Genomic DNA, 23,504 nt, shown 5'->3' on the forward strand with positions numbered 1-23,504 from the left:
GACACAGCCGGTCGATGCAGACGGAACGCCGTGCGCCGAGCGCGGCGGGCGCATCGCGCCGCGGTGGGAGCGCCTGTGACCAGCCCTCGCGGGCCGCGGCGGTCAGCCCAGGATGTCTTCGTGGAAGAGCTTCCAGCTGTCCGGGGTGCGCACCCAGTACTGGCGGCGGGTGCGGCCGGTGCGTTCGCCGGCGACCACTTCGCCGAAGGTGGCGACCACCGTGTCGCGCTTGTCGTGCCACATCAGCACCGACGTGTCCTTGAGCTGGATGCTGCGGCCCTGGGCGGTGGCCAGTTCCTGGCGAAGCACGTTGTCGATGGGGACAGTGACCGGGCCTCGGCGACCGGCGCGCTGGTATTCGGTGGCGTAGAAGCTGCGCAGCCGCTCCTCGTTGCCGCCGCTGCGGGCCTGCAGCCAGGCGCTCAGCGCCGTCTCGAAGGGCTCGGCCAGCGTGCGCACCTTGGGCGGCGCCACCCAGTCCAGGCTGCGGGCGATCACGACCGGCGTGGCGCCCACCTGCACCTTGCGCAGGATCTGCTTGAGGTCGGGGTTGGACAGCACCACGCAGCCGTCGCTGGCCTGGGGTGGCCGCGAGAACTGCTCGGGCGGCGTGCCGTGCAGCCAGATGCCGCTCCCCGTGCGCCCCAGCATGTTGTCGTAGGGGTTCGGGTAGTTGATGGGCAGGGCGCCGGCGCCGTAGAAGTCCTTCAGCGTGCGCGGATCGAGGTTGCTGGTGACGTAGTACACGCCCAGCGGCGTGCGGGCGTCGCCTTCGACGAGCTTGTCCGTGCCGGCCTTGCCCACCGAGATGTAGTAGTCCGCGGCCAGTTGCAGGCCGTTGGCCGTGTTCTCCAGCAGGTACAGCCGCGAGCGGGAGGCGTCCACGGCAATGGCATAGCGGCTGCGTTGCGACAGCGCCAGGAACTGCGAGGGGACGGTGCCCGGCGGTGGCCGGTCGCGCAGGGCCTGCAGGCGGCGCCGCGATTCCTCGTGCAGCTCGGTCAGGGCAGGGTTGCCGCGCAGCCGGGCCAGGCTGGCCGCGTCCGCCAGGGCGGCGTTGGGCGGCACGCGGGTGGCCAGCAGGTCGCCGTACACCAGTTGCGCGAGCTGGAAGTTGGGGTAGGTCTTGACCAGCGCGCGGGCCTTGTCCAGCGCCTGCTGCGTTTCGCCGCGGCCGAATAGCTGGTAGACCTCGATCAGTTGGGCCTCTGCCGCACCCCCCGCCTGCAGGATGGGACCGGCGTCGTTGGGCGCGCTCGGCACCGCGGACGCGTTGGCGGGCTGTACCGTGCCCATGGCGGGCGGATGGGCCACCACGCGGCTGGTGGCGGCGGCAGTGGCCACCGTGGCCGCAGCGGCCGGAACAGCGGCGCGGGCTGCCGCCCGCACGGGCGTGCGCTCCGTGCGGCGAAGCGCCGTACGTCCTGCGGGGGCGGCTGCCGCGGCGCGGGAAGGCGCGGCGCGCGCAGCTTCCTTCTTGGAACGGGCGGCGGGCGCCGCGACGGACTTGGCGGGTGCCTTGCCCCGGGCGTGGCGCTCCGCGGGAGCGGCCTGTGCCGCCATCGGCAGGGATGCTGCGAGCAGGCCCGCGGCCCACAGCCAGGCCGTGGAGGGCTTCAGGGAACTGGAGCGGTCCGCCAAGATCGGGCGCCGTTGCGTGTCGCCGGCCTCAGCCGCCGACGGTTTCCTTCACGATGCGCCACTTGCCGTGCACACGCTGCATCTCCAGCGTCTTGCGGCTGCTGACGTTCAGGCGGTCGGCGCGATAGCGCTGGCGGAACTTGGCGGTGGCCTTGTCACCCTGTACCTCCACGTTCAGGCCTTCGACCTGGACGGTGATGCTGCTCTTGCCCACGATGCGGGCACGGCGCTCCTTTTCCCAGGCGGCGCGGCTGGCGCCGTCGGCTGGATCGAAGTTGGGGGCATAGGCGGCCAGGTAGCCGTCCATGTCCTGCTTGGACCAGGCGCTGGCCCAGGCATTGACGGCCGAGGCCACCTCGGTCTGGGCGGCGCTGCTGGCATCCGGCTTGGCGGCGGGCGAGGGTTCGGCGGGCTTGGGCGCCGGGGCGGCAGCGGGCACAGGCGCCGGTGCCGGTGCCGGCACTGCCGCAGGAGCCGGCGCGGGCGTCGGTGCCGCAACCGGTGGCTTGGCGGGTGCGGGTGCCGGAGGCGCGGGGGCCGGCTCTGGGGCCTTGGCGATCACCGTGGGAGCCGGCGCGGGCGGTGCCTTCGCCACGACCGCCGGTGCAGGGGCGGGCGTCGGAGCGGCCGCGGGCGCTGCGGCCGGTGCCTTGGCCACCGTCGTCGGTGCGCCCTTGCCGGCCAGAAGGGCCGCGCTCGGCGTGGTGAACAGCGTGCGGATCACGGCCAGCTTGGGCTGCACGGCGGCGTTGCTCTTGTCGAGCTGCAGCGCCTTGCCATAGGCCTCGCTGGCGAGCCGGGCGTACACGTCGCCCAGGTTCTCGTAGGCCGTCGCGTAGCTGGAGTTGGTGCGGATGGCCCGCTCGAGCACGCCGCGGGCCTTGTCGAAGTCGCCCTGGCCGGCGTAGATCACGGCCAGATTGTTGTACGGCTCGGGCAGGTTGGGCGCGTCTCGGGTGAGCTGCTCGAAGATGGCGATGGCCTCGGGGCGGCGCCCGGCCTCGAGATTGGCCACGCCCTTGAGGAAGCGCATCTGCAGGTCCTGGGGCTTCTCGCGCAGGAACTTGTCGGCCTGGGCGAGGCCTTCGTCGAACTTGCGCTGCTGGATGAGCTGTTCGACGTTGTCGTACTCGTCCGCCCAGGCGGCCGCGAAGGGCAGGGCGCAGGCCAGCGCAACGGCCAGCAGACGCGACGGGATGCGGGAAGCGGATCGAGGCGGCTGGGCGGCTGCGGTCTTGGACATGCGGGCAGGGGCTCTATCGGAACCGGCGGATTGTAGTGTCGCCCTTCCACGCATTGTTTACTTTTATCCACACATGAACGCCCCTTTCCTGTTGCCATCCGCAACGGAAAAGGGGCGTCGTGAGGAAGGCGGGCCCGATCAGCGGGGCATGCGGGTCGGCGGCAGGGTGGTCACGGTCTCGCGGATGAGTCCGCCGCCGAGCACGCTGCCGTCGATGGTGGTGTCGCCCTGGCCGGTGACGCGCGCCTCGCAGGCCGCGCGGTCCACGCTGGTCTGGTGCAGTTGGCAGCGGGCCAGGGCGTTGCGGCGGTAGGTGTCGGCGTTGGCGCTGCTCAGGTTGCCCTGGCGGGCGGCCTGTGCGGCGGCGCCCGCCTCGCGGATGCAGGCGGCGCGGTCCTGCTGAATGTGGCCGCACATCGCGCGCTCCTGGCTGTACGTGCCGCTGTCGGCGGCTTGAGCGAAGGGGCTTGCGAACAGGGCCCCGGTGGCGAGGGCCAGTGCGAAGCCGGCGTGACGAAGGGTCTTCTTCATGGCGTTGCTCCTGGTGAGTGTTGACAGGAAAGGAATGGAATCAGCGTGCTGCGGAAGACGCCTTGACGGGAATCAGGGTCGGGGCGTGGCAGGCGCCGCGGGGATGGGCGTGACGGTTTCGCGGATGATCCCGCCGCCCATCACGCTGCCTTCGGTGGTGGTCGTTCCCGCACCGCTGCCGCGCACCCGCGCTTCGCAATCCGCGCGGTCGGCCGCGGGCTGAAGCTGGCAGCGCGCCATCGCGTTGGCACCGGCGTTGCCTTCCACAGGGGTGGTCAGTCCGCCGCGGCGGGCTTCCTCGCGCGCCGCGCCGGCCTCGCGGCGGCAGGCGGCGGAATCCTGGCGGCTGTCGCAGTCGGGAGCGGGCTGTGCCCAGGCCGTCCAGGCCGAGGCGGCCAGGACGACGGCGAGGCCGCCACGGAGCGCGGATTGGCGCCAGGCACGGGTGGAAAAGGTCATGGGCACATCCAGTCGCCCTGTGAGGGGCGTCGTTGTTCGATGCCCTGGACTATCGGCAGGCCCTCCGTCGCCCGGCTGTGGGACGCGGCTGCGAGCCCATTCGCGCCGACGGCGACCGCCGGTGTCGGACAGGTCGCACGCCGCCCCCGACCGTCTGCACGGCCGGAGGTTGCCCCTCAGTCGGCTTCCGCGATGCGCTGCGCCAGATGCGCCAGCGCCTCTTCGACCTGGTCGACGAGGATCAGGGACAGGTCGCCCGGCGCCAGCCGCTCCAGCGCCGCGTCGATGGCCAGGAACTCGCCGCGGATCTCTTCCACATGCGCGGTGCGGCGGGCGCCCTGCAGGCCCTGTCGCAGCAGCGCGATCACCTCGCCGTCGGCCCGGCCGCGCTGGGCGGCGTCCTGATAGAGGATGACGTCGTCGAAGGCCTCGCCGAGGATGGCCGTCTGGTCGCGGATGTCCTCGTCGCGGCGGTCGCCGGCGCCGCTGATCACCACCGAACGGCGCTTGGCCGGCAGGGTCTCGATGGCCGCCACCAGCGCCTTCATGGCGTCGGTGTTGTGGCCGTAGTCGGCGATCACCGTCGCGCCCTTGTAGTCCATCACGTTGAAGCGGCCCGGCACGCCGGCCGCATCGTTCTTGAAGCTGGCCAGGCCGCGGCGGATGGTGTCCCAGTCCAGGCCCACGGCCCAGGCCGCGGCCACGGCAGCCATCACGTTCTCGACCTGGAAGGGCAGGGTGCCGCCGCGGGTGATCGGCACGTCGCGCAGAGCGACGCGCTCGCGCCAGGCCCCTTCGGCGGCGATCAGCGTGTCGCGGTCGACATAGACCGTGCGCTTGCCCTGGGCCCGGTGCGTGGCCATGACCGGGTGCTGACGGTCTGCCGCGAAGTAGATGACATGGCCGGGACAGGCGCCGGCCATGGCCGCCACATGGGGGTCGGCGGCATTGAGCACGCCCCAGCCGCTGGGCGCCACGTTGCGCACGATCACCCGTTTGACCGCCGCCAGGTCGTCCACGGTGTGGATGTAGTTCATGCCCAGGTGGTCGCCGCTGCCCACGTTGGTCACCACGGCCACGCTGCAGCGGTCGAAGCCCAGCCCCTCGCGCAGGATGCCGCCGCGTGCCACCTCGAAGACAGCCGCCTCGACCTCGGGATGCAGCAGCACGTTGCGGGCGCTCTTGGGGCCGCTGCAGTCGCCGCTGTCGGTCTGGCGGCCGTTGACGTACACGCCATCGGTGTTGGTCATGCCGGTGACCATGCCGCTGGCGGCCAGCAGGTGGTTGATCAGGCGGGTGGTGGTGGTCTTGCCGTTGGTGCCGGTGACTGCGATGACCGGCACGCGCCCGTCGTCGCCGTCGGCGTAGAGCTGGTCCACGATGGCCTCGCCCACCGGCCGGCCGCGGCCGAAGGAGGGGCTGATGTGCATGCGCAGGCCGGGCGCGGCATTGACCTCGACGATGCCGCCGTGCTGCTCCTCCAGCGGGCGGATCACGTTCTCGCAGACCATGTCCACGCCGCAGATGTGCAGGCCCACCATCTGCCCCGCGTCGACCGCGCGGGCGGCGATCTCGGGATGGACGGTGTCGGTCACGTCGGTGGCCGTACCGCCGGTGGAGAGGTTGGCGTTGTTGCGCAGCACCACGCGCTGGCCCAGGGCCGGCACGCTGTCGGGCGTGAGGCCCTGCGCCTCCAGCCGGCCCAGGGCGATGTCGTCCAGCCGGATCTTGGTGAGCGAGGTGGCATGGCCTTCGCCGCGGCGCGGATCCTGGTTGACCACGTCGACCAGCTGGCGCACGGTGCTGTGGCCGTCGCCGATCACCTGCGGCGGATCGCGCCGGGCGGCGGCGATCAGCCGGTCGCCCACCACCAGCAGGCGGTAGTCGAAGCCGGGCAGGAACTTCTCGACCAGCACCTCGCCGTAATGCGCGGCCGAGGCATAGGCGGCGTCGAACTGCTCGCGGGTGGCGATGTTGACCGTCACGCCCTTGCCCTGGTTGCCGTCCTGCGGCTTGGCGACCACGGGCAGGCCGATCTCCAGCGCGGCGGCCCAGCCGTCGTCCGCGCTGCTCACCGGCCGGCCCAGCGGCACCGGCACGCCGGCCGAATGCAGCAGCTGCTTGGTGAGTTCCTTGTCCTGCGCGATGGATTCGGCGATGCCGGAGGTGGCGTCCACCTCGGCGGCCTGGATGCGGCGCTGGCGCACGCCCCACCCGAACTGCACCAGGCTGCCGGTGGTCAGGCGCTGGTACGGAATGCCGCGCGCCACGGCCGCATCGACGATGGAACCGGTGCTGGGGCCCAGGCGCTCGTCCTCGTCCAGCTCGCGCAGCTCGGCGATGGCGGCGGCGGAGTCGAAGCTGCCGCTGCCGTGCGGATCGAGGGCGGCAGCGAGGAGTTGCGTGGCCATCTCGACCGCGCGGCGGCCGACGGCCTCCTCGGTGTACTGTACGGCCACCAGGAAGATGCCTTCCTCGCGGGCCCGCGTGGTGCGGCCGAAGATCACCTCGCAGCCGGCCTGGGCCTGCAGCGCCACGGCGGCGTTCTCCAGCACATGGGCGGCGCTCAGGGGCTGGCCCAGCACCACCGGGTGCAGCTCGCCGATGGTGGGGAAGAGGGCGCGCAGCCGCGGCTCGAAGCCGGGGATCTGCTCGACGGCCTGCTCGACGGCGCTGCACGAGACGACCAGCTCGATGCAGGTGTGGCGGCTCCAGAGGTTGGGGCCGCGCAGGGCGCGGGTACGGATGATGTCCATGGGGCGATCTCGTCTCAGGCGAGTTGCAGCGAAGCGGCGGGCTGGCTCTGGTCGAGCTGCAGCGAAGCGGTGGCCAGTTGAAGATCGGCCTCGAAAGCCTCGATGCCGGCACCGATCAGGTTCAGCGGAATGGCCATGGCCCAGGCGGCGGCCACGGCGGCCAGCACGCTCTCGATGCCGACGCCGGCATGGTGGGCGCTCCACACGGTCAACCGGCCCAGGCCGGGCAGGAAGGATTCGCTGGTGCCGTGGGCGAGCACGATGCGGTCCTGCCGCACGGTGACCACCTTGCCGCCCGCAGCCATGTGCGCGGCGAGGGGCGCGGCGTGCGGATCGGCGGCGTACAGGATCACGTCGCCATCACACAGCGGCGCCATGCCGGCCACGCGCGCATCGGCGGCGTTGAGTACGGCGGTGCCGTAGTCCAGCACCACATCGACCTGGGTGCGCAGCACCTTCACCATCTGGTCGCTCTCGGCGATGTCCTCGTGGGCGAGCTGTTCGGCGCCCTCCAGGTCGGTCACGATGCCGATCTCGCAGCGGTCGTAGGGCAGGCCATCGGCCAGGATGGTGGCGGCGCCGTTCTCGATCACCACCGCCTCGACCTGCCGGTTGACCAGCAAGCGGCGGCCGGCGGCCCAGTGGGCGCTGTCGCGGGTGTCGACGCGCCGGCGGTCCAGGAACAGGCCGTCGCGGCAGGCCAGGCCCACATGGCGGCCCGAAAGCCCCACCAGCCAGGCCACCAGGCGGGCCAGCACCGCGTTCTCGCGCGAGCCGGCCACGCCGACCACGGGAATGCGGCCGGGCCGCTCGTCGTCGGATTCGGGGAACAGGTGATCGCAGATGGCGCGGCCCACCGGTCGCGGCGAGCCGACGGCGGGCTTGAGGTGCATCAGCAGGCCGGGGCCGGCGTTGACCTCGACGATGGCGCCGCCCTGCGACTGCAGGGGCCGGCCGACGTCCAGGCAGACCAGGTCGATGCCGGCGATGTCCAGGCCCACGGCACGTGCGGCCAGGGTGGCCGCGTAGGCGACTTCGGGGTGGACCTGGTCGGTGCAGTCCACGCCCAGGTTGCCGTTGCGCTGGATGATGACCTCGCGGCCTGCCTCCGGCACCGACTCGCCCGTGAGGCCCTGCCGCTGCAGTTCCAGCTGCAGCTTGGCGTCGGTGGCCAGCACGATGAGGTCGAGCGGGAATTCCTCTTCCGCGCCGCGGCGCGGGTCGCTGTTGAGCTGGCTCTCGATCAACTCGGCCACGGTGGCGCGGCCATCGCCGGTCACGGTGATGATCTCGCCCCGCGCGGCGGCGACGACCTCGCCGCCCACCACGAGCAGCCGGTGCTCCTGCCCGCGGACGAAGCGCTCCACCATCACGCCGCTGCCCTCGGGCTCGGCCACGGCGAAGGCGGCCAGCACCTCGTCGCGGGTGCGCAGGTCCAGCGAGACGCCGCGGCCATGGTTGGCATCCACGGGCTTGACGGCCACGGGCAGGCCGATGTCCTCGGCGGCCTCCCAGGCCTCTTCGGCCGAGCCGACTTCCTGGCCTTCGGGCACCGGCACGCCGCAGCTGGCCAGGAGCGACTTGGTCAGCTGCTTGTCGCTGGCGATGGATTCGCCGATGGCACTGGTGTGGTCGGTCTCGGCGGTCCAGATGCGCTGCTGGCGGGCGCCATGGCCCAACTGCACCAGGTTGCCGCTGTTCAGTCGCAGCGAAGGAATGCCGCGGTCGACGGCGGCGGCCACGATGGCGGCCGTGCTCGGGCCCAGGTAGCACTCGTCCACCTTGGCCTTGACGGCGGCGACGGCCTTCTGCACCTCGGCGGCGTCGTAGGCATCGGCGTTGATGGCGGCCATCAGCAGCCGGTGGCCTTCGTGCAGGGCGGTGCGGGCGACCTGCTCCTCCCGCGCACGGAACACCATGCGGTAGACGCCGTGCTTCGACGTGCTGCGCGTCTGGCCGAAGCCGGTGGGCATGCCGGCCAGGTTGAGCAGCTCGATCACCACATGCTCCAGCACATGGCCGGCCCAGGTGCCTTCGGTCAGCCGCTGCAGGAAGCCGCCGCGCTCGCCGACGCCGCAGTGGTGCTCGATCAGCGCCGGCAGCAGGGCCGTCAGCCGCTCGGGAAAACCCTCGATCTTGTTGGAGGGAAAGTCTTCCAGCGGGCCAAGGTCCAGCCAGGTCTCCAGCACGGGGCGATAGGTCCAGACGTTGGGGCCACGCAGGTAGCGGATGCGCAGCAGGCGGATGTCGTCGAAACGGGGCATGGATGCGTTGATAGGCGTTCGATGGAAGCGGGCAGGGGCGCCGTGCGGCGTGCCCGGGTCAGTGGAGAGAATCGGCGCCCGACCGGCGCGCGGGTGGGACCTGCCACAGGTCCTCGACCATCCAACACAACGAATGACAAATCACGATTCAGTCGGTGCCCCAGGGGGCGAATCGGCCTCGGCGGCACGCGTCCCTGCTGTCGGAGAAAGCCGCGTGCCGGTGTCGGACAACGTTCTGGTCAGCCTTTTGGTTGACCTGGACGAGACGCTGCGCTTCGCTCAGGAGACCCAGCTGCACCTGACGCCGACCCAGTTGCGCGAGGTTTCGCCCGATGGCCGCGCGCGGGTCTGGCCGCTGGCGGCGCCGGGCCTGCAGTTGCGTCTGGCCGAGCATGCTGGCGTCGCGACGCTGGATCTGCTGGGCCCCCAGGGCCTGTTGGCCCGCTGGCGCTTCACCCTGGTCGGGCAGGCGGCGGCCGTGCGGCTGGTGCGGTTGTTCGAGCAACTGCGCGGCGGCGGCGTGCAGCCCGAGGCGGCCGATGCCGAGGAGGTGGTCGACACCGAGCTGCAGTCCGCCCCCTCCACCTGGGTGCTGCTGCGGCTGTGGCGCTTTGCCCATCCCTATCGCCTGCAGCTGTTCTGGGGGTTTGCCCTGACGCTGCTGGCCACCGGCGCCACGCTGGTGCCGCCCTACCTGACCATCCCGCTGATGGACGACATCCTGATCCCCTACCAGAACGGCAAGCCCATCGCCCCCGGCGAAGTGGCGCTGTATCTGAGCGGGCTGCTGGGCGCCGCGCTGGTGGGCTGGGGCCTGGGTTGGGCGCGCACCTACCTGCTGGCGCTGGTCAGCGAACGCATCGGCGCCGACCTGCGCACCACCACCTACGAGCACCTGCTGACCCTGCCGCTGGACTACTTCGGCGGCAAGCGCACCGGCGACCTGATGGCGCGCATCGGCTCCGAGACCGACCGCATCAACGTCTTCCTCTCGCTGCATGCGCTCGATTTCCTCACCGACCTGATCATGATCGGCATGACGGCGGTGATCCTGGTGTCGATCAACCCGCTGCTGGCCGTGGTCACGCTGGTGCCGCTGCCCATCATTGCCTGGATGATCCATGTGGTGCGCGACAAGCTGCGCACGGGCTTCGAGAAGATCGACCGGGTCTGGAGCGAGGTCACCAATGTGCTGGCCGACACGATTCCGGGCATCCGCGTGGTCAAGGCCTTCGCGCAGGAGAAGCGCGAGGCCGAGCGCTTCCGCGCCGCCAACACCCACAACCTGCAGGCCAACGACCGGCTCAACCGCACCTGGAGCCTGTTCACGCCCACCGTCACGCTGATGACCGAGATCGGCCTGCTGGTGGTGTGGGCCTTCGGTGTCTGGCAGGTGGCGCGCGACCACATCACGGTGGGCGTGCTCACGGCCTTCATCGCCTACATCGGCCGCTTCTACACGCGGCTCGATTCGATGAGCCGCATCGTCTCGGTGACGCAGAAGGCGGCGGCCGGCGCCAAGCGCATCTTCGACATCCTCGACCACGTGAGCACCGTGCCCGACCCCGTGCAGCCCGTGCGCCTGCCACAGGTGCAGGGCGCCATCGAGCTGCGCGGCGTGGGCTTCCGCTACGGCGCGCGCTCGGTGATCCGCGACCTCAACCTGCAGATCCGCCCGGGCGAGATGATCGGCTTGGCCGGCCACAGCGGCTCGGGCAAGAGCACGCTGGTCAACCTGATCTGCCGCTTCCACGACGTGAGCGAGGGCGCGATCCTGGTCGACGGCCAGGACGTGCGCCGCTTCGCCGTGGCCGACTTCCGGCGGCATGTGGGGCTGGTGCTGCAGGAGCCCTTCCTCTTCTTCGGCACCATCGCGCAGAACATCGCCTATGGCCGGCCCGATGCCAGCCGCGACGAGATCGTGGCCGCCGCCCGCGCCGCCCATGCGCACGACTTCATCCTGCGCCTGCCGCAGGGCTACGACTCGCTGGTGGGCGAGCGCGGCCAGGGCCTGTCGGGTGGCGAGCGCCAGCGCATCAGCATCGCCCGTGCGCTCCTGATCGACCCGCGCATCCTGATCCTGGACGAAGCCACCTCGGCCGTGGACACCGAGACCGAGAAGGAGATCCAGAAGGCGCTGGACAACCTGGTCAAGGGCCGCACGACCATCGCCATCGCGCACCGCCTGTCGACGCTGCGAAAGGCCGACCGGCTGGTGGTGATGGACCGCGGCGAGATCGTCGAGGTCGGGCCGCACGACGAGCTTATGGCCCGCCAGGGCGCCTACTGGCGGCTCTATCAGGCGCAGCAGCGCCAGGCCGATGACGAGGAGAAGGCCGAGGCCGATGTGGCCGAGATCGCCTCCGTGGCCGTGGCGCTCGACACCCATGCCGCCCATCCTGCCGGAGATGCCTGATGTCCGTTGACGCTCATGACGACGCCACCTTGCCGCTGCGGCGCGATGCCCTCGGCGCCTTGCTTTGGACGGGCCCCACGGGCCGCGCCGAGCCCGTCGTGCCGGTGCGGGCCTTTCCCCTGAGCGCGCCCGGCGAAGGCGTGTCACTGGTGGGCGCCGACGGCCGCGAGCGCTGCTGGATCGCCCGCACCGATGCGCTGCCGCCCGCCACGCGCGCCCTGCTCGACGAGGCGCTCGCGCCACGCGACTTCGCGCCCGAACTGCAGCAGCTGATGGGCGTCTCCACGTTCGCCGTGCCCAGCACCTGGACCGTGCGCACCGACCGGGGCGACACCCGCTTCGTGCTGCGCGCCGAAGAGGACATCCGCCGGCTCGAAGACGGCGGCCTGCTCATCACCAGCGCCCACGGCGTGCACTTCCGCATCTCCCGCCCGATGGCGCTGGACCGCGCCTCTCGCAAGCTGCTGGAGCGCTTTCTCTGAGGCAGGACCGGGATGCATCAGTTTCGATAGACTGCATCAAGTCCAGTTTTCTGCATCATTCCGCCATGCGAACCACCGTGACGATCGACGACGACGCATTCGGCACCGCCCAGGCCTATGCGCAGGCGCGCGGGTTGAAGTTGGGCGAGGCCCTGTCCGAGCTGATCCGGCGGGGCAGCAGCGAGCGCCTGGCGCTGCGCAAGTCGGGCGAGGTCTGGGTGTTCGACCTGCCGCCGGACACGCCGCGCGTCAGTGCCCGGCAGGTGCGCGACCTGCTGGACGAAGCGCCGTGAGCCACCTGCTGGATGCCAATGCGCTGATCGCCCTGTGCTGGCCGGCGCACGAGCACCACGAGCGCATGCTGGCCTGGTTCCGCACGCATGCGCGGCAGGGCTGGGCCACCAGCGTGCTCACGCAGTCCGCGCTGGTGCGCATCGTCTGCCAGCCGGCCTTTGCCGGCCGGGCGGTCTCGGTGCAGGAGGCGGGCGAGCTGCTGCTGCGCAACACCGCACATCCGCGGCATCGGCTGCTGCCCTTGGATTTCGGCTTTGCCGAGGTACTCGGGCATTGCACCGGCGGGCTGTTCGGCCATCGGCAGATCACCGACGCCTGGCTGCTCACCCAGGCGATCCGATCGGGTGTCCGGTTGCTCAGCTTCGACAGCGGCATCGACAGGCTGCTTGCATCGCCCGCCGAACGGGCCCGGCACATCGCGCGTCCTGCTTGAACACCTGAGAGTCTTCCATGCACACCACCGCCCTCGTCCTCTTCTCTGGCGGGCAGGATTCCACCACCTGCCTCGCCCATGCCCTGAACCGCTACGAGCGGGTGGAGACGCTGGGCTTCGACTACGGCCAGCGCCACCGCATCGAGCTGGAGGCCCGCACCCACGTGCTGGCCCGGCTGCGTCGGCGCTTTCCGGGCTGGTCGCGGCGCCTGGGCGAGGACCACCTGCTCAAGCTCGACGTGCTCGGCCAGATCGGCGGCTCCTCGCTCACCGAGGACATCGCCTTCGCCATGCAGGCCAATGGCCTGCCCAATACCTTCGTGCCCGGGCGCAACCTGCTGTTCCTGACGCTGGCCGGCGCGCTGGCCTACCGCCGCGGGCTGCAGGTGATCGTCACCGGCGTTTGCGAGACCGACTACTCCGGCTACCCCGACTGCCGCGACGACACCATGAAGGCCATGCAGCTGGCGCTGTCGCTGGGGCTGGACCAGCGGCTGCTGATCGAGACGCCGCTGATGTGGATCGACAAGGCCCAGACCTGGCAACTGGCCGAATCGCTCGGCGGCCAGGGCCTGGTGGACCTGATCGTCGAAGACACCCACACCTGCTACGAAGGCGACCGCACGCACCGCCACGACTGGGGCTGGGGCTGCGGCCACTGCCCCGCCTGCGAACTGCGGGCGCAGGGCTGGGCGGGCTACGTCGAGGGCGACGCCGCCAGCGGCGCATCCTCCACCGCATAGGCGGCTTCGCCGTCGCGCCGGGGGCGCAGCGTCCAACGCCGCGCATGGTGCTCCTTGAGCGTGGACCGGTGGGCGATGGAGACGATGGCACCGTGCGCCTGCTTCACCATGGCCGTGAGCCGACCGTAGACGGTGGCTTCGGCATCCTCGTCCAGCGCGCTGGTGGCTTCGTCGGCCAGCACCCAGGCCGGCTTCTTCAGCAGCACGCGGGCGATGGCCAGGCGCTGGCGCTCGCCGCCGGAGAGCTTCTGGCTCCAGGCGTCCTCGCGGTCCAGCTGGTCGGCCAGTTGCGGCAGCAGGGCGTCGACCAGGGCCTGGCGCAGGGCCTCGTCGCCGTAGTCGGAGGCCGGGGCCGGGTAGGCCAGCGCATCGCGCAGCCGGCCGTCCGGAAAGTAGGGCTGCTGCGGGATGAACATGGTGTCCTTCGGCATCGCGACCGCGCCCTGCGCATGCGGCCAGATGCCGGCCAGCGTGCGCAGCAGGCTGGACTTGCCGCTGCCCGAGGGGCCGTGCACCAGCACCGTGTCGCCGGGTGCCACGCGCAGGTCGGCACCGCGCAGCAGTGCCTGGCCGCCGGGCAGGCCCACGGTCAGGCCATGGGCCTCGATGTCGGCCGCCGCAGTGTCGCGGGACAGAGCGTCGTTCTCGCGCGACTGGGCCGTGAGGCTGTCCTCGAAGCCGGCCAGACGGTCGGTGGTGGCCTTCCAGGCCGCCAGCGACATGTAGTTGTCCACCAGCCAGGACAGCGAGTCCTGCACCCGGCCGAAGGCCGAGTTGATCTGCATGAGCTGGCCCAGCTGGATGGCGCCGCTGAAGTAGCGCGGCGCCGCCACGATCAGCGGGAAGATGATGGCCGCCTGGCCGAAGAAGCTGCTGAACCAGGTCAGGCTCTTCTGATTGCGGATCAGCGCCAGGTAGTTGCCCATCACGTCGGTGAAGCGCAGGTCGAGGTGGCGGCGCTCGACGGCCTCGCCGCCGTCCAGCGCGATGGCCTCGCTGTACTCGCGCACGCGGATCATGTGGTGGCGGAAGTTGGCCTCCAGCATCTGCTGCTGGAAGTTGAGCTGCACCTGCGGCCTGCCGATCCAGTGCGCGATGGCGCTGCCCACGGCGCAGTACAGCACCGCCGCCCACACCATGTAGCCGGCGATCTCCCAATGCCCGCCGCCCGGCAGCGGCACCGTGAGCGAGCCGCTGAGCGTCCAGAGGATGCCCACGAAGCTGAAGAGGGTGACCAGCGCGTTGAGGATGCCCATCGACAGCGTCACCGTGTAGGTGGTGAACAGGTTCAGGTCTTCCTGGATGCGCTGGTCGGGGTTGTCCGGATGGCTGCCGTTGCCGGTGTAGCGGGCCAGCTCCAGCCGGTAGAAGGCCTTGTGCGACAGCCACCGGCCCATGTAGTGGTCGGTCATCCACACGCGCCAGCGCAGCTGGAGGATCTGCGTGAGGTAGAACTTGTAGACAGCAATCACGATGTAGATCAGCGCCAGCCAGCTGAAGCGGCCGATCTGCTGCCAGAACACGGCCTGGTCCTTGTTCTGCAGCGCGTCGTAGAAGACGCGGTACCACTCGTTGATCTGCACCAGCATGTAGACCGCGCCCAGGTTGAGCGCCACGATGGCCGCGAGCAGCCCACGGGCCTTCCATTTCTGGTCGGAGTTGAAGTAGGGCGTGGTCAGCGACGCGATGCGGCGCAGCGTCTGGCCCAGTCCGGGGCGTGGGGGGTGTGTGGGGGCGGTGCTCATCGTGGATGGAGGCGAAGCAGGGATCGGGCCGCCAGCGCCTTGGAGGCGCCGACGCGTGCCCGATCCTAGCGACGCGGCCTGGGCTCTGCCTTAAACCGGACTGAAGTGGCCGCGAAGAGGCTTCCCGCGTCGGCGGGCGGGACATGCGGCCTGCATTTGGCGGCCGTGGCGCGCCGCCCTAGGATGAGCCGCATGAAGCCCTGTCTTGCACTCCTGGCCGGTCTGGCCTTCCTGCTCGCCGCCTGTGGCGACAAGCCCAAGCCCGGCGGTCCCGTGCCCAAGGCCGCGGTGACCTCACGCGCCGCCGTGGCTTGACCTCATGGCGGCCGAAGCCTTCGACCTGGTGCGCTTCGTCGACGCGCAGGCGCCGGTGTATGCGCAGGTGCAGGCCGAACTGGCCGCCGGCCGCAAACGCACGCACTGGATGTGGTTCGTCTTTCCGCAGCTGGCGGGCCTGGGCCGCAGCGCGATGGCGCAGCGCTATGCCATCGGCTCGCGCGGGGAAGCCGTCGCCTACCTCGCCCATCCGCTGCTGGGCGCGCGCCTGCGCGAGTGCAGCGCGCTGGTGCTGTCGGCGCGGGGGCCGGCCATCGACGACATCCTCGGCGCGCCGGACGACCTCAAGTTCCAATCCTGCATGACCTTGTTCGATGCCGTGGCCCCGGCCGGCGAGACCTTGTTCGCGCAGTGCCTGCAGCGTTTCTTTGGCGGCGAGCGCGATGCGGCGACCCTGTCGCGCCTGGGTTGAAGCGGTCGCCGGGCTCAGCCCTGGGGTTCAGCGCGCGGCAGGTTGCTGATGCCGCTGGCCACGTGCCCGGCCGGCACATGCCGGGCGGCCGAGCGCACATGGCCGGTCTGGTCGTCGAAGAAGAAGTCGGGCTCGAACTCGCGCAGGAAGCCGCCCTTGTCCAGCCCGGCCAGGAACATCGCCTCGTCCACGCGGATGTTCCAGCTCATCAGCGTCTGGATGGCGCGGCGGTGTGCCGGCGCGCCGCGGGCCGTGACCAGCGCCGTGCGGATGCGCATGCCGGTGCTGGCGGCCTGCTGCAGCCGGTGCAGCGCCACCAGAAATGGCGCCAGCGGTCCGGCACCCAGCGGCACGGCGGCCTTGTCCGCCTCGTGCGCCTGGAAGGCGGCCAGGCCCTGCTGCTGGTAGATGCGCTCGGCCTCGTCGGAGAACAGCACCGCGTCGCCGTCGAAGGCGATGCGCACTTCGTCCGGATGCTGGTTGCCGGCCAGCGCCGATTCCACGCTCACATGCGCCGCGGCAAAGCCCGCGCCCAGCGCCTCGCGCACGTCCTCGGCGTTGGCCGAGAGGAACAGGTCGGCCCTCAGCGGTGTGAGATAGCGGAAGGGCGGCCGGCCCTGGGTGAACACCCCGCGCTCGATGGCCAACTCCGCCGCCGCGCCGGAGTTGAAGATGCGCATGCCCGAGACCGGGTCGTTGCGCGACAGGATCACCACCTCCACCCGCTGCACGCCGTCGGCGTTGAAGCGCAGCAGCTTGCGCACCAGTGAGTAGGCGATGCCGGGCTGCGCCGGCACGTCCAGCCGCTCCAGCTGCAGCCGCATGTAGGCGGCCGGGTCGCCGGCATCGAACAGGCGGTTCTCTTCCTCCAGGTTGAACAGGGCACGCGAGGAGATCGCGACCACGAGCTTGTCGTCCAGGGTGACCGGCATGGGATGGGAACGGAGGGCGGGAGGCGGAGCGGGCATTGTGCGGCAGCGCCGCCGGCCGCCCCCAGTGACGCAGGTGACAGCCGCCGTCCCCGGCTTGCGCCACCATCGCGGCCATGAGCCTGCCCACTGCCGCCACCCCTTTCGCCACGCCGCTCGCCCTTTCCGGTCCTCTGCGCCAGCCGCGCCAGATGCTGGCCGATCAGACCTACGACGGCCACAAGTCCATCCACGACGACGCCATGGCCGAGGGCCTGGGCCTGCGCGCCGGGCCCATCGAAGGGCCCACGCACTTCAGCCAGTTCGATCCGCTCCTCGTTCGGCTCTTCGGCACGCAGTGGTTCGAGACCGGCACCATCAGCGCCCACTACCAGACCATGGTGGTGGAGGGCGAATCGGTGCGCGCCTTCGTCGACCTGCCCGAGCCCGGCGCCACGCTCGTGCGCATCCGCGCCGAGAAGGCCGACGGCACGCCGGTGCTCACCGGCACGGCCTCGGTCGGCGAGCCCGACCAGCCGCACGAGCTGGAACAGCGCATGGCCCGGCTGCGCCCCGCTACCGGCCTGGTCATCAACCGCGACCTCCAGGTCGGTCAGCGCGGTGCCGTGCCCGAGACGATCCGCATGGGCTTCGACCAGCACATGGGCGACCACTATCCCTTCACGCTGCGCGACAAGCTGGCGGCCATCACCGAGCCCTGCGACTGGTACACGCCCGAAGGCGGCGCCCGCTCGCCGTGGGGCCGGCCCATCATCCCGATGGAGATGATCAGCGTGCTGCTGGGCAGCACCATCGCCGACGCGCAGCTGGGTGGGCGCAAGCCGGCCGTGGGCCTCTTCGCGGGCCAGCAGATCCGCCTCATCCGCGGGCCGCTCTTCGTCGACCAGGACTATGCGCTGGAGCGCGAGATCGTTGCCCTGAGCGAAAGCGCCCGCACCGAGTCCACCTGGGTGCGCACCCGCGTGTTCGAGCTGCCCAGCCGCACGCTGGTGGCCGAGATGATCCTCAACGGGGCGGTGATGAAGGCCTCGTACCCGCACTACGAGCACGAGGCGCGCGAACTCGGCCTCGCCTGAGAGCCAGCACCATCCCCTTCCATGACAACGACGGAGACTTCCATGACCGCATCCACGATCGACACCGGAACACCGGACCTGCAGGCGCAGCTCGACGCCGGAGTGCTGACCCTGATCCTCAACCGTCCGCAGGCGCGCAATGCCATGACGCGGGCCATGAACGAGGCCCTGGCCCGCGAACTGGCGCGCGCCGAGCTGGACCCCGAGGTCCGCTGCGTGGTGCTGACCGGCGCGGGCGGCGCCTTCTGTGCCGGCGGCGACGTGAAGAACATGGCGGCCTCGGGCGATGGCACCGTCGGCGCGCTCACCATCGACCAGGCCATCCATCGCCAACGCGTCAACCAGCGCGAGACGGCGGGCCGCCTGTTCAAGATGCCCAAGCCCACGCTGGCCGTGCTGCCCGGCCCCGCGGCGGGTGCCGGCCTGGCGCTGGCCCTCGCCTGCGACCTGCGCCTGATGGCCAGCAACGCCATCATGACGACCGCCTTTGCGCGCGTGGGCTTCTCGGGCGACTACGGCGGCAGCTACTTCATGACCCAGCTGGTGGGCGCCGCCAAGGCGCGCGAGCTGTATCTGCTGTCCGATCGCGTCTCGGCGGAGGAGGCACTGCGTCTCGGGCTGGCCAACTGGGTGTGCCCGTCCGAGCAACTGGCCGGCCGCGCCCACGAGATCGCCACCCGCCTGGCGAATGGCCCGGCCGTGGCCTACCGCTACATGAAGGAAAACCTCAACCGCGCGATGGCCGGCGAGGTGGACGAATGCCTGGATCTGGAGGCCACGCATCACATCCACTGCGGCCAGACCGAGGACCACCGCGAGGCGGCCAAGGCTTTCGTGGAGAAGCGCGAGCCCGTGTTCAAGGGGCGCTGAGGCCCGCCCGCGCCTCGCGCCGGCGCTCCGGCGTGCGGCGCATTCAGTCGTGCAGATGGGCGGCGATGACCTCACGCAGCAAGGGCAGAGCGGGCGCCTGCTGCCGCCGAGCCTGGGTCACGAGCCCGAATCGGGCACCGCCCTCGATCTGCGGCCGAACTGACAACTCGACCAGGTCGGGGGCCGCAGCGCGGATCGCCAGGAGCACGGCATCGCTGTGACGGGTGAGCTCGATCAGCCGCGTCAGCTCGTTGCAGCGCAGGCGCACGCACACATCCGGATGCGCCTGAGGTCCATAGGCCGCCACCATGCCGCGGCCCACGTGATCGCCCAGCGGCGTGGAGGCGATGGGGTACTTCTGCAGATCGTCGAAGCCCAGCCTGGGTGTCGGCCTCACTGGCGCGCAGCAGCAGCGGTGTGCTCAACAAGGCACCGGGGCCGGAGCCCAGTCCCACCCGCAGTGTCGAGGCATGGCCCGCACGAAGCCGTTCGCCGGTGAGCGCCAGTTGGTCCGCGTCGTGCACCAGTTATCGGGCCTGCTCCAACAGCTCGCGGCCGAAGTGCGTGAGTTCGCTGCGGCGGCCCACGCGGTCGAACAGAGGGCCGCCCAGCGTGGCCTCGAGCGCACGGATGCTGCGGCTGAGGGCTGGCTGGGTCAGATGCAAAGCCTGTGCCGAACGCGTGAAGGAGCCCGTGTCCGCCAGCGAAAGAAAGTGGCGCAACTGGACCAGTGTCATGGAATCTGGCGCGTCATCGTGCGCGGCTTTGCATGAGTCGAATGCATGCCAAAGCACAAAACAATGCATTGGACGCCTGACAGCACATTGCCTAGATTGCGCGGGTCGCGCCGGCCCGGAGGGGACGCGCGGCCGGGCCGCCGCGCCCGCCATGCCCACGCCCATGCCCACGCAACACTGCGCCACACCATGATTTCGTCGCTCTCGATTCGCCAGCTCTCACTCGCCGTCCTGGCTGCCTGCGCCATCGCGCCTGCCAGCGCGCAGACCGTTTCGCCCGAGAAGATTCAGCCGCTCGTCAACGGCATGTACGGCCAGCTCGATGCGCTCTACAAAGACCTGCACGCCAACCCGGAGCTGGGATTTCAGGAAGTGCGCACGGCCGGCAAGCTCGCCGCCGAGCTGCGTGCCCTGGGCTTCGAAGTGACCGAGAAGGTGGGTCGAACCGGGCTGGTGGCGCTGTACCGCAACGGCGCCGGCCCGACGGTGATGGTGCGCACCGAGCTCGACGCCCTGCCGATGGAAGAAAAGACCGGCCTGCCCTACGCCAGCCGCGCCAAGGCCCAATGGAACGGCCGCGAGACCTTCGTCGCCCACAGCTGCGGCCACGACATCCACATGGCCAGCTGGGTGGGCACGGCCCGCACGCTGCTGGCCCTCAAGGACCAGTGGAAGGGCACGCTGATGTTCATCGCCCAGCCTTCCGAAGAGACGGTGAGCGGTGCCAAGGCCATGGTGGACGACGGCCTGTTCACGCGCTTCCCCAAGCCGGACTTCGCCTTCGCGCTGCACACCAGCCCCTCGCCCTACGGATTCGTCGGCTACCGCGCAGGGCCGGTCACTTCGGCCTCGGACAGTCTGGAGATCACCTTCAAGGGCCGCGGCGGCCACGGCTCGGCGCCGCACGCCACCATCGATCCGATCACCATGGGCGCGCATTTCGTCAGCGATGTGCAGACGGTGGTCAGCCGCGAAAAGGACCCGGGGGAATTCGGCGTCGTCACCATCGGCGCCTTCCAGGCGGGCACGGCGGGCAACATCATCCCGGATACGGCGAAGCTCAGCGGCACCATCCGCAGCTACAAGCCGCAGGTGCGCGAGAAGCTGCTCGATGGCATCCGCCGCACCGCGCTGGCATCGGCCGCCATGGCCGGCGCGCCCGAGCCCGAGGTGCGCCTGGGCGCAGACAGCAGCACCGGCGCCGTGGTCAACGACCAGGCGGTGGTCGACCGCACCGTCGCCGCCCTGCGCAGCCAGTTCGGTGAGGCGCGCGTGGTGCAGGTCATGCCCATCACCGCCAGCGAGGACTTCTCCGTCTTCACCGACGCCGGCATTCCGTCGATGTTCTTCTTCGTCGGGGTGACCGACCCCAAGGACGTGGCCGAGTCGATGAAGAAGGGCGGCAAGCCGCTGCCCTTCAACCATTCGCCCTTCTTCGCACCGGTACCCGAGCCGTCGATCAAGATCGGCGTGCAGGCGATGACCTCGGCGGTGCTGACGGCGATGAACACGGCCGGGCGTTGAGCCGCTGTCCTGAGCCCCATTCCGCACGCCCTGCACCCTCATCCCGTTGCCCTGAGCCTGTCCTAGGGCGGAACGGCGCGCAGGGCCTTTTCCGGTGCGGGCCAGGGCAGTCCTCCAGAACTGCGGCGGATACGTTGGTCATTCGCCGCAAAAAGTGCGGCGAATGACTTGCGCATTCGCCGCGTCCCCCGTTTAATCGCCGCATGGAAAGCGGTGAATATCTCTACATCTGGCAGTCGCCCGATTGGCCGGCCTGGCGCTACGACCTTGCTGCGCTGGCCCAACCACTGGAAGACGTCAGCCGCGCCCAGGGCCTCCTGCTTGGCCGGCTGGCCGACGTGGGCCTGGAACTGCGGGACCGCGCCAGCCTGGCCGCGCTCACAGACGACGTGCTCAAGACCAGCGAGATCGAGGGCGAACTGCTGAACCCGGCCTCCGTGCGCTCCTCCATCGCCCGCCGGCTGGGGCTGGACATCGGCGCTCTCGCGCCGGCCGATCGGCACGTGGACGGCGTGGTGGAAATGGTGCTCGACGCCACCGGCCGCAGCGCCGAGCCGCTCACGGCCGAGCGCCTGTTCGGCTGGCATGCGGCGCTGTTCCCGACCGGCTACTCGGGCCTGTCCCGCATCGCCGTCGGCCGCTGGCGCGACGATGCCACCGGGCCGATGCAGGTGGTCTCGGGCCCGGTGCACCGGCGCAATGTGCACTTCGAGGCACCGCCGGCCAATCGACTGGCGGCGGAAATGGCGCGCTTCCTGGCCTGGGCGGAGGCCGAGGGCAGCCCCGTGCCGGCGCTGGTCAAGGCCGGCCTGGCGCATCTGTGGTTCGTCACCGTCCATCCTTTCGACGATGGCAACGGCCGCATCGCCCGCGCCGTGGGCGACCTCTTCCTGGCGCGCGCCGATGGCGCCGGGCAGCGCTTCTACAGCCTGTCGGCGCAGATCCAGCGGGAGCGCAATGCCTATTACGACATCTTGGAGCGCACGCAGAAGGGCTCTCTGGACGTGACGGCCTGGCTGGCTTGGTTCCTGGCCGCGCTTGGGCGTGCGCTGGAGAGCGCGCAGACCGCGTTGAGCGCCGTGCTGGCCAAGGCACGCTTCTGGCAACACTGGGCGGGCACCGCCTTCAACGAACGGCAGGCCAAGCTGATCAATCGCCTGCTCGACGGCTTCGAGGGCAAGCTCACCAGCAGCAAATGGGCGGCCATCGCCAAATGCTCGGCCGACACGGCCCTGCGCGACATCACGGCGCTGCTCGAACTGGGCGTGTTGCGCAAGGCGCCCGGCGGTGGGCGTAGCAGCGCCTACAAATTGGTGATGCCCTGACTGACAAAGCACGCGCGAACCCGCCAGGCCCACGCGCGCCCCGCGACCCTACTTCACGAACTGGTTGAGCTGGATGATCGGCAGCAGCACCGCCAGCACGATCAGCATCACCACGCCGCCCATGCCCACGATCAGCAGCGGCTCCAGGATGGTGGCCAGGTGCATGGCGCGGCGCTGCACCTCGGCCGACAGCTGCTTGGCGGCACGCTGCAGCATCACCGGCAGCTCGCCGGTCTGCTCGCCGAGGCGGGCGAACATGGGCACGATGCCCGGAAAGCGCTTCTTCTGCGCCAGGGCCGAGGCCAGCGGCGCGCCCTCGCGCACCAGCGTCAGCGCATCCAGCGCGTCGGCGCGCATGGCGCGGTTGTTGAGCGTCTCGGCCGCAGCCTGAAGCGCCCGCAGGATGGGCACGCCCGCTGCCGCGAGCATGGCCAGCGTGCCGGCGAAGCGCGCGGCGTTGTAGCCCCGCGCGAGCTTGCCCACCAGCGGCAGGCGCAGCCAGAAGGCATCGAAGCGCTCGCGCAGCGCATCGCGCGCCAGCGCCGCCTTGGCGCCGACGACGGCTACCGCGAGTACGCCCAGCATCAGCCAGCCCCAGCCGCGCACGAAGGCCGACAGGCCCAGCATGGCCTGCGTCAGCAGCGGCAACGCCCGCTTGGTGCCGACGAACACGCTGGCCACCTGCGGCACCACGTAGCTCACCAGGAAGATCACGATCACCACCGCGATCACGGTGACGATGGCCGGGTAGAGCGTGGCGCCGATCAGCTTCTGGCGCAGCGCCTGCTGCTCTTCGAGGTCGTCGGCCAGGCGCTCCAGCACGAGGCCGAGCTGGCCGCTGTGCTCGCCGGCGCCGATGACGGCGGTGTAGATGGACGAGAACTCGCGCGGATGTTGCGCCAGTGCGCGCGCAAAGCTGCTGCCGCCATTGACCTCGGAGCGCAGCGAGGCCACCAGCTGGCGCTGCGGCTCGCTCTCGGCCTCGTCGGTCAGCGCGGTGAGGGCGCGCTCCAGCGGCAGGCCCGAGGCCACCAGGCCGGCGAGCTGGCGCGTCCAGACGCCCAGCGCGGTGGAATTGAACACGCGCCCACCGATGCGTCGGCGCCAGAGCGGCGTGGCGGCGCCGCCCGCATCCGTTCCGCCGGCCACACCCTCGACGGACAGCGGGATGAGCGCCTGCGCGCGCAGCATGCTGCGCGCGGCGCGGGCGGTGTCGGCCTCCAGCACGCCCTTGCGGGGGCGTCCGTCGGCGTCGATGGCTTCGAAGGCGTAGGCGGGCATGCGGTGG

General features: G+C 70.8%; 22 protein-coding genes. 11 read left to right on the top strand and 11 right to left on the bottom strand.

The window, feature by feature from the left end:
* Positions 1–102: 102 nt before the first annotated feature.
* The 6 genes from ABIC63_RS27605 to ABIC63_RS27630 form a co-directional block, all read right to left on the bottom strand.
* Entirely contained in the window at positions 103–1,641 is a 1,539-nt protein-coding gene (locus ABIC63_RS27605; RefSeq protein ID WP_294370719.1) for a L,D-transpeptidase family protein, read from the bottom strand.
* A 28-nt stretch (positions 1,642–1,669) separates the two neighbouring features.
* The gene (locus ABIC63_RS27610) at positions 1,670–2,884 is read right to left on the bottom strand and encodes a nuclear transport factor 2 family protein (protein WP_354322107.1); all 1,215 of its coding nucleotides are present in this window, start codon (positions 2,882–2,884) and stop codon (positions 1,670–1,672) included.
* A 138-nt stretch (positions 2,885–3,022) separates the two neighbouring features.
* Entirely contained in the window at positions 3,023–3,415 is a 393-nt protein-coding gene (locus tag ABIC63_RS27615; RefSeq protein WP_017757397.1) for a hypothetical protein, read from the bottom strand.
* 72 nt (positions 3,416–3,487) lie between these two features.
* On the bottom strand, positions 3,488–3,874 hold the full coding sequence (locus tag ABIC63_RS27620) for a hypothetical protein (protein WP_294370714.1): 387 nt from the start codon (positions 3,872–3,874) through the stop codon (positions 3,488–3,490).
* Positions 3,875–4,050: 176 nt separating this feature from the next.
* Positions 4,051–6,630 (bottom strand): cyanophycin synthetase, encoded by a 2,580-nt coding sequence (gene cphA, locus ABIC63_RS27625; protein WP_354322108.1) that lies wholly within the window; start codon positions 6,628–6,630, stop codon positions 4,051–4,053.
* Between the two features lie 14 nt (positions 6,631–6,644).
* Positions 6,645–8,894 carry a cyanophycin synthetase gene (locus tag ABIC63_RS27630; protein ID WP_354322109.1) on the bottom strand — a complete coding sequence of 750 codons (2,250 nt, stop codon included), beginning with the start codon at positions 8,892–8,894 and terminating at the stop codon, positions 6,645–6,647.
* A gap of 133 nt (positions 8,895–9,027) precedes the next feature.
* Between ABIC63_RS27630 and ABIC63_RS27635 the strand changes: the two genes are divergently transcribed.
* The 5 genes from ABIC63_RS27635 to queC all read left to right on the top strand — a co-directional run bounded on the left by ABIC63_RS27635 (position 9,028) and on the right by queC (position 13,262).
* Positions 9,028–11,310, top strand: coding sequence for a cyanophycin metabolism-associated ABC transporter (locus ABIC63_RS27635; protein WP_354322111.1), 2,283 nt, complete (start codon positions 9,028–9,030; stop codon positions 11,308–11,310).
* Entirely contained in the window at positions 11,310–11,792 is a 483-nt protein-coding gene (locus ABIC63_RS27640; protein ID WP_354322112.1) for a cyanophycin metabolism-associated DUF1854 family protein, read from the top strand. The genes ABIC63_RS27635 and ABIC63_RS27640 overlap by 1 nt, the downstream gene beginning before the upstream one ends.
* 65 nt (positions 11,793–11,857) lie before the next feature.
* A complete protein-coding gene (locus tag ABIC63_RS27645; protein ID WP_294370705.1) occupies positions 11,858–12,085 on the top strand; it encodes a hypothetical protein in 228 nt (75 codons plus the stop codon).
* Positions 12,082–12,519 (top strand): TA system VapC family ribonuclease toxin, encoded by a 438-nt coding sequence (locus tag ABIC63_RS27650; protein ID WP_294370704.1) that lies wholly within the window; start codon positions 12,082–12,084, stop codon positions 12,517–12,519. The genes ABIC63_RS27645 and ABIC63_RS27650 overlap by 4 nt, the downstream gene beginning before the upstream one ends.
* A 17-nt stretch (positions 12,520–12,536) precedes the next feature.
* Complete coding sequence (gene queC / locus ABIC63_RS27655) at positions 12,537–13,262, top strand: 7-cyano-7-deazaguanine synthase QueC (protein ID WP_354322113.1); 726 nt, start codon at positions 12,537–12,539, stop codon at positions 13,260–13,262.
* On the opposite strand, the gene ABIC63_RS27660 is transcribed toward queC, so the two are convergent.
* Positions 13,217–15,007: an ABC transporter ATP-binding protein/permease gene (locus tag ABIC63_RS27660; RefSeq protein WP_354322114.1), complete on the bottom strand. Its 1,791-nt coding sequence runs from the start codon at positions 15,005–15,007 to the stop codon at positions 13,217–13,219. The genes queC and ABIC63_RS27660 overlap by 46 nt on opposite strands.
* Positions 15,008–15,199: 192 nt before the next feature.
* Between ABIC63_RS27660 and ABIC63_RS27665 the strand changes: the two genes are divergently transcribed.
* A complete protein-coding gene (locus ABIC63_RS27665) occupies positions 15,200–15,322 on the top strand; it encodes a hypothetical protein (protein ID WP_354322115.1) in 123 nt (40 codons plus the stop codon).
* 4 nt (positions 15,323–15,326) lie between these two features.
* Positions 15,327–15,755 (top strand): DUF1810 domain-containing protein, encoded by a 429-nt coding sequence (locus tag ABIC63_RS27670; protein WP_354322116.1) that lies wholly within the window; start codon positions 15,327–15,329, stop codon positions 15,753–15,755.
* A gap of 14 nt (positions 15,756–15,769) precedes the next feature.
* Here the strand turns inward: ABIC63_RS27670 and ABIC63_RS27675 are convergent, their stop codons facing one another.
* Positions 15,770–16,687 carry a 5'-nucleotidase gene (locus ABIC63_RS27675; protein ID WP_354322117.1) on the bottom strand — a complete coding sequence of 306 codons (918 nt, stop codon included), beginning with the start codon at positions 16,685–16,687 and terminating at the stop codon, positions 15,770–15,772.
* A 113-nt stretch (positions 16,688–16,800) separates the two neighbouring features.
* Here ABIC63_RS27675 and ABIC63_RS27680 point away from each other — a divergent pair, with 113 nt between their 5' ends.
* Positions 16,801–17,760, top strand: a complete 960-nt coding sequence (locus ABIC63_RS27680) for a hypothetical protein (protein WP_354322118.1) — start codon at positions 16,801–16,803, stop codon at positions 17,758–17,760.
* 42 nt (positions 17,761–17,802) lie between these two features.
* On the top strand, positions 17,803–18,630 hold the full coding sequence (locus ABIC63_RS27685) for an enoyl-CoA hydratase-related protein (RefSeq protein WP_294370693.1): 828 nt from the start codon (positions 17,803–17,805) through the stop codon (positions 18,628–18,630).
* Positions 18,631–18,673: 43 nt separating this feature from the next.
* On the opposite strand, the gene ABIC63_RS27690 is transcribed toward ABIC63_RS27685, so the two are convergent.
* Complete coding sequence (locus ABIC63_RS27690) at positions 18,674–19,027, bottom strand: hypothetical protein (protein WP_354322119.1); 354 nt, start codon at positions 19,025–19,027, stop codon at positions 18,674–18,676.
* Between the two features lie 130 nt (positions 19,028–19,157).
* A complete protein-coding gene (locus ABIC63_RS27695; RefSeq protein WP_354322120.1) occupies positions 19,158–19,367 on the bottom strand; it encodes a LysR family transcriptional regulator in 210 nt (69 codons plus the stop codon).
* 189 nt (positions 19,368–19,556) lie between these two features.
* Here ABIC63_RS27695 and ABIC63_RS27700 point away from each other — a divergent pair, with 189 nt between their 5' ends.
* The gene (locus ABIC63_RS27700; protein ID WP_354322121.1) at positions 19,557–20,891 is read left to right on the top strand and encodes an amidohydrolase; all 1,335 of its coding nucleotides are present in this window, start codon (positions 19,557–19,559) and stop codon (positions 20,889–20,891) included.
* Between the two features lie 203 nt (positions 20,892–21,094).
* A complete protein-coding gene (locus ABIC63_RS27705) occupies positions 21,095–22,216 on the top strand; it encodes a Fic family protein (RefSeq protein WP_354322122.1) in 1,122 nt (373 codons plus the stop codon).
* 48 nt (positions 22,217–22,264) lie between these two features.
* On the opposite strand, the gene gspF is transcribed toward ABIC63_RS27705, so the two are convergent.
* Entirely contained in the window at positions 22,265–23,497 is a 1,233-nt protein-coding gene (gspF, locus tag ABIC63_RS27710) for a type II secretion system inner membrane protein GspF (RefSeq protein ID WP_354322123.1), read from the bottom strand.
* Positions 23,498–23,504 lie beyond the last annotated feature (7 nt).

It is taken from the genome of Pseudacidovorax sp. 1753 (assembly GCF_040544975.1).
Lineage (GTDB): Bacteria > Pseudomonadota > Gammaproteobacteria > Burkholderiales > Burkholderiaceae_C > Xenophilus.

What these genes read in the sequence shown, in the direction of transcription:
- ABIC63_RS27610 (WP_354322107.1), bottom strand. Translation starts at nt 2,884, where the DNA reads ATGTCCAAGACCGCAGCCGCCCAGCCGCCTCGATCCGCTTCCCGCATC.
- ABIC63_RS27645 (WP_294370705.1), top strand. Translation starts at nt 11,858, where the DNA reads ATGCGAACCACCGTGACGATCGACGACGACGCATTCGGCACCGCCCAG.
- ABIC63_RS27670 (WP_354322116.1), top strand. Translation starts at nt 15,327, where the DNA reads ATGGCGGCCGAAGCCTTCGACCTGGTGCGCTTCGTCGACGCGCAGGCG.
- ABIC63_RS27615 (WP_017757397.1), bottom strand. Translation starts at nt 3,415, where the DNA reads ATGAAGAAGACCCTTCGTCACGCCGGCTTCGCACTGGCCCTCGCCACC.
- cphA (WP_354322108.1), bottom strand. Translation starts at nt 6,630, where the DNA reads ATGGACATCATCCGTACCCGCGCCCTGCGCGGCCCCAACCTCTGGAGC.
- queC (WP_354322113.1), top strand. Translation starts at nt 12,537, where the DNA reads ATGCACACCACCGCCCTCGTCCTCTTCTCTGGCGGGCAGGATTCCACC.
- ABIC63_RS27660 (WP_354322114.1), bottom strand. Translation starts at nt 15,007, where the DNA reads ATGAGCACCGCCCCCACACACCCCCCACGCCCCGGACTGGGCCAGACG.
- ABIC63_RS27620 (WP_294370714.1), bottom strand. Translation starts at nt 3,874, where the DNA reads ATGACCTTTTCCACCCGTGCCTGGCGCCAATCCGCGCTCCGTGGCGGC.
- ABIC63_RS27640 (WP_354322112.1), top strand. Translation starts at nt 11,310, where the DNA reads ATGTCCGTTGACGCTCATGACGACGCCACCTTGCCGCTGCGGCGCGAT.
- ABIC63_RS27675 (WP_354322117.1), bottom strand. Translation starts at nt 16,687, where the DNA reads ATGCCGGTCACCCTGGACGACAAGCTCGTGGTCGCGATCTCCTCGCGT.
- ABIC63_RS27635 (WP_354322111.1), top strand. Translation starts at nt 9,028, where the DNA reads ATGACAAATCACGATTCAGTCGGTGCCCCAGGGGGCGAATCGGCCTCG.
- gspF (WP_354322123.1), bottom strand. Translation starts at nt 23,497, where the DNA reads ATGCCCGCCTACGCCTTCGAAGCCATCGACGCCGACGGACGCCCCCGC.
- ABIC63_RS27700 (WP_354322121.1), top strand. Translation starts at nt 19,557, where the DNA reads ATGATTTCGTCGCTCTCGATTCGCCAGCTCTCACTCGCCGTCCTGGCT.
- ABIC63_RS27630 (WP_354322109.1), bottom strand. Translation starts at nt 8,894, where the DNA reads ATGCCCCGTTTCGACGACATCCGCCTGCTGCGCATCCGCTACCTGCGT.
- ABIC63_RS27665 (WP_354322115.1), top strand. Translation starts at nt 15,200, where the DNA reads ATGAAGCCCTGTCTTGCACTCCTGGCCGGTCTGGCCTTCCTGCTCGCC.
- ABIC63_RS27680 (WP_354322118.1), top strand. Translation starts at nt 16,801, where the DNA reads ATGAGCCTGCCCACTGCCGCCACCCCTTTCGCCACGCCGCTCGCCCTT.
- ABIC63_RS27705 (WP_354322122.1), top strand. Translation starts at nt 21,095, where the DNA reads ATGGAAAGCGGTGAATATCTCTACATCTGGCAGTCGCCCGATTGGCCG.
- ABIC63_RS27695 (WP_354322120.1), bottom strand. Translation starts at nt 19,367, where the DNA reads ATGACACTGGTCCAGTTGCGCCACTTTCTTTCGCTGGCGGACACGGGC.
- ABIC63_RS27685 (WP_294370693.1), top strand. Translation starts at nt 17,803, where the DNA reads ATGACCGCATCCACGATCGACACCGGAACACCGGACCTGCAGGCGCAG.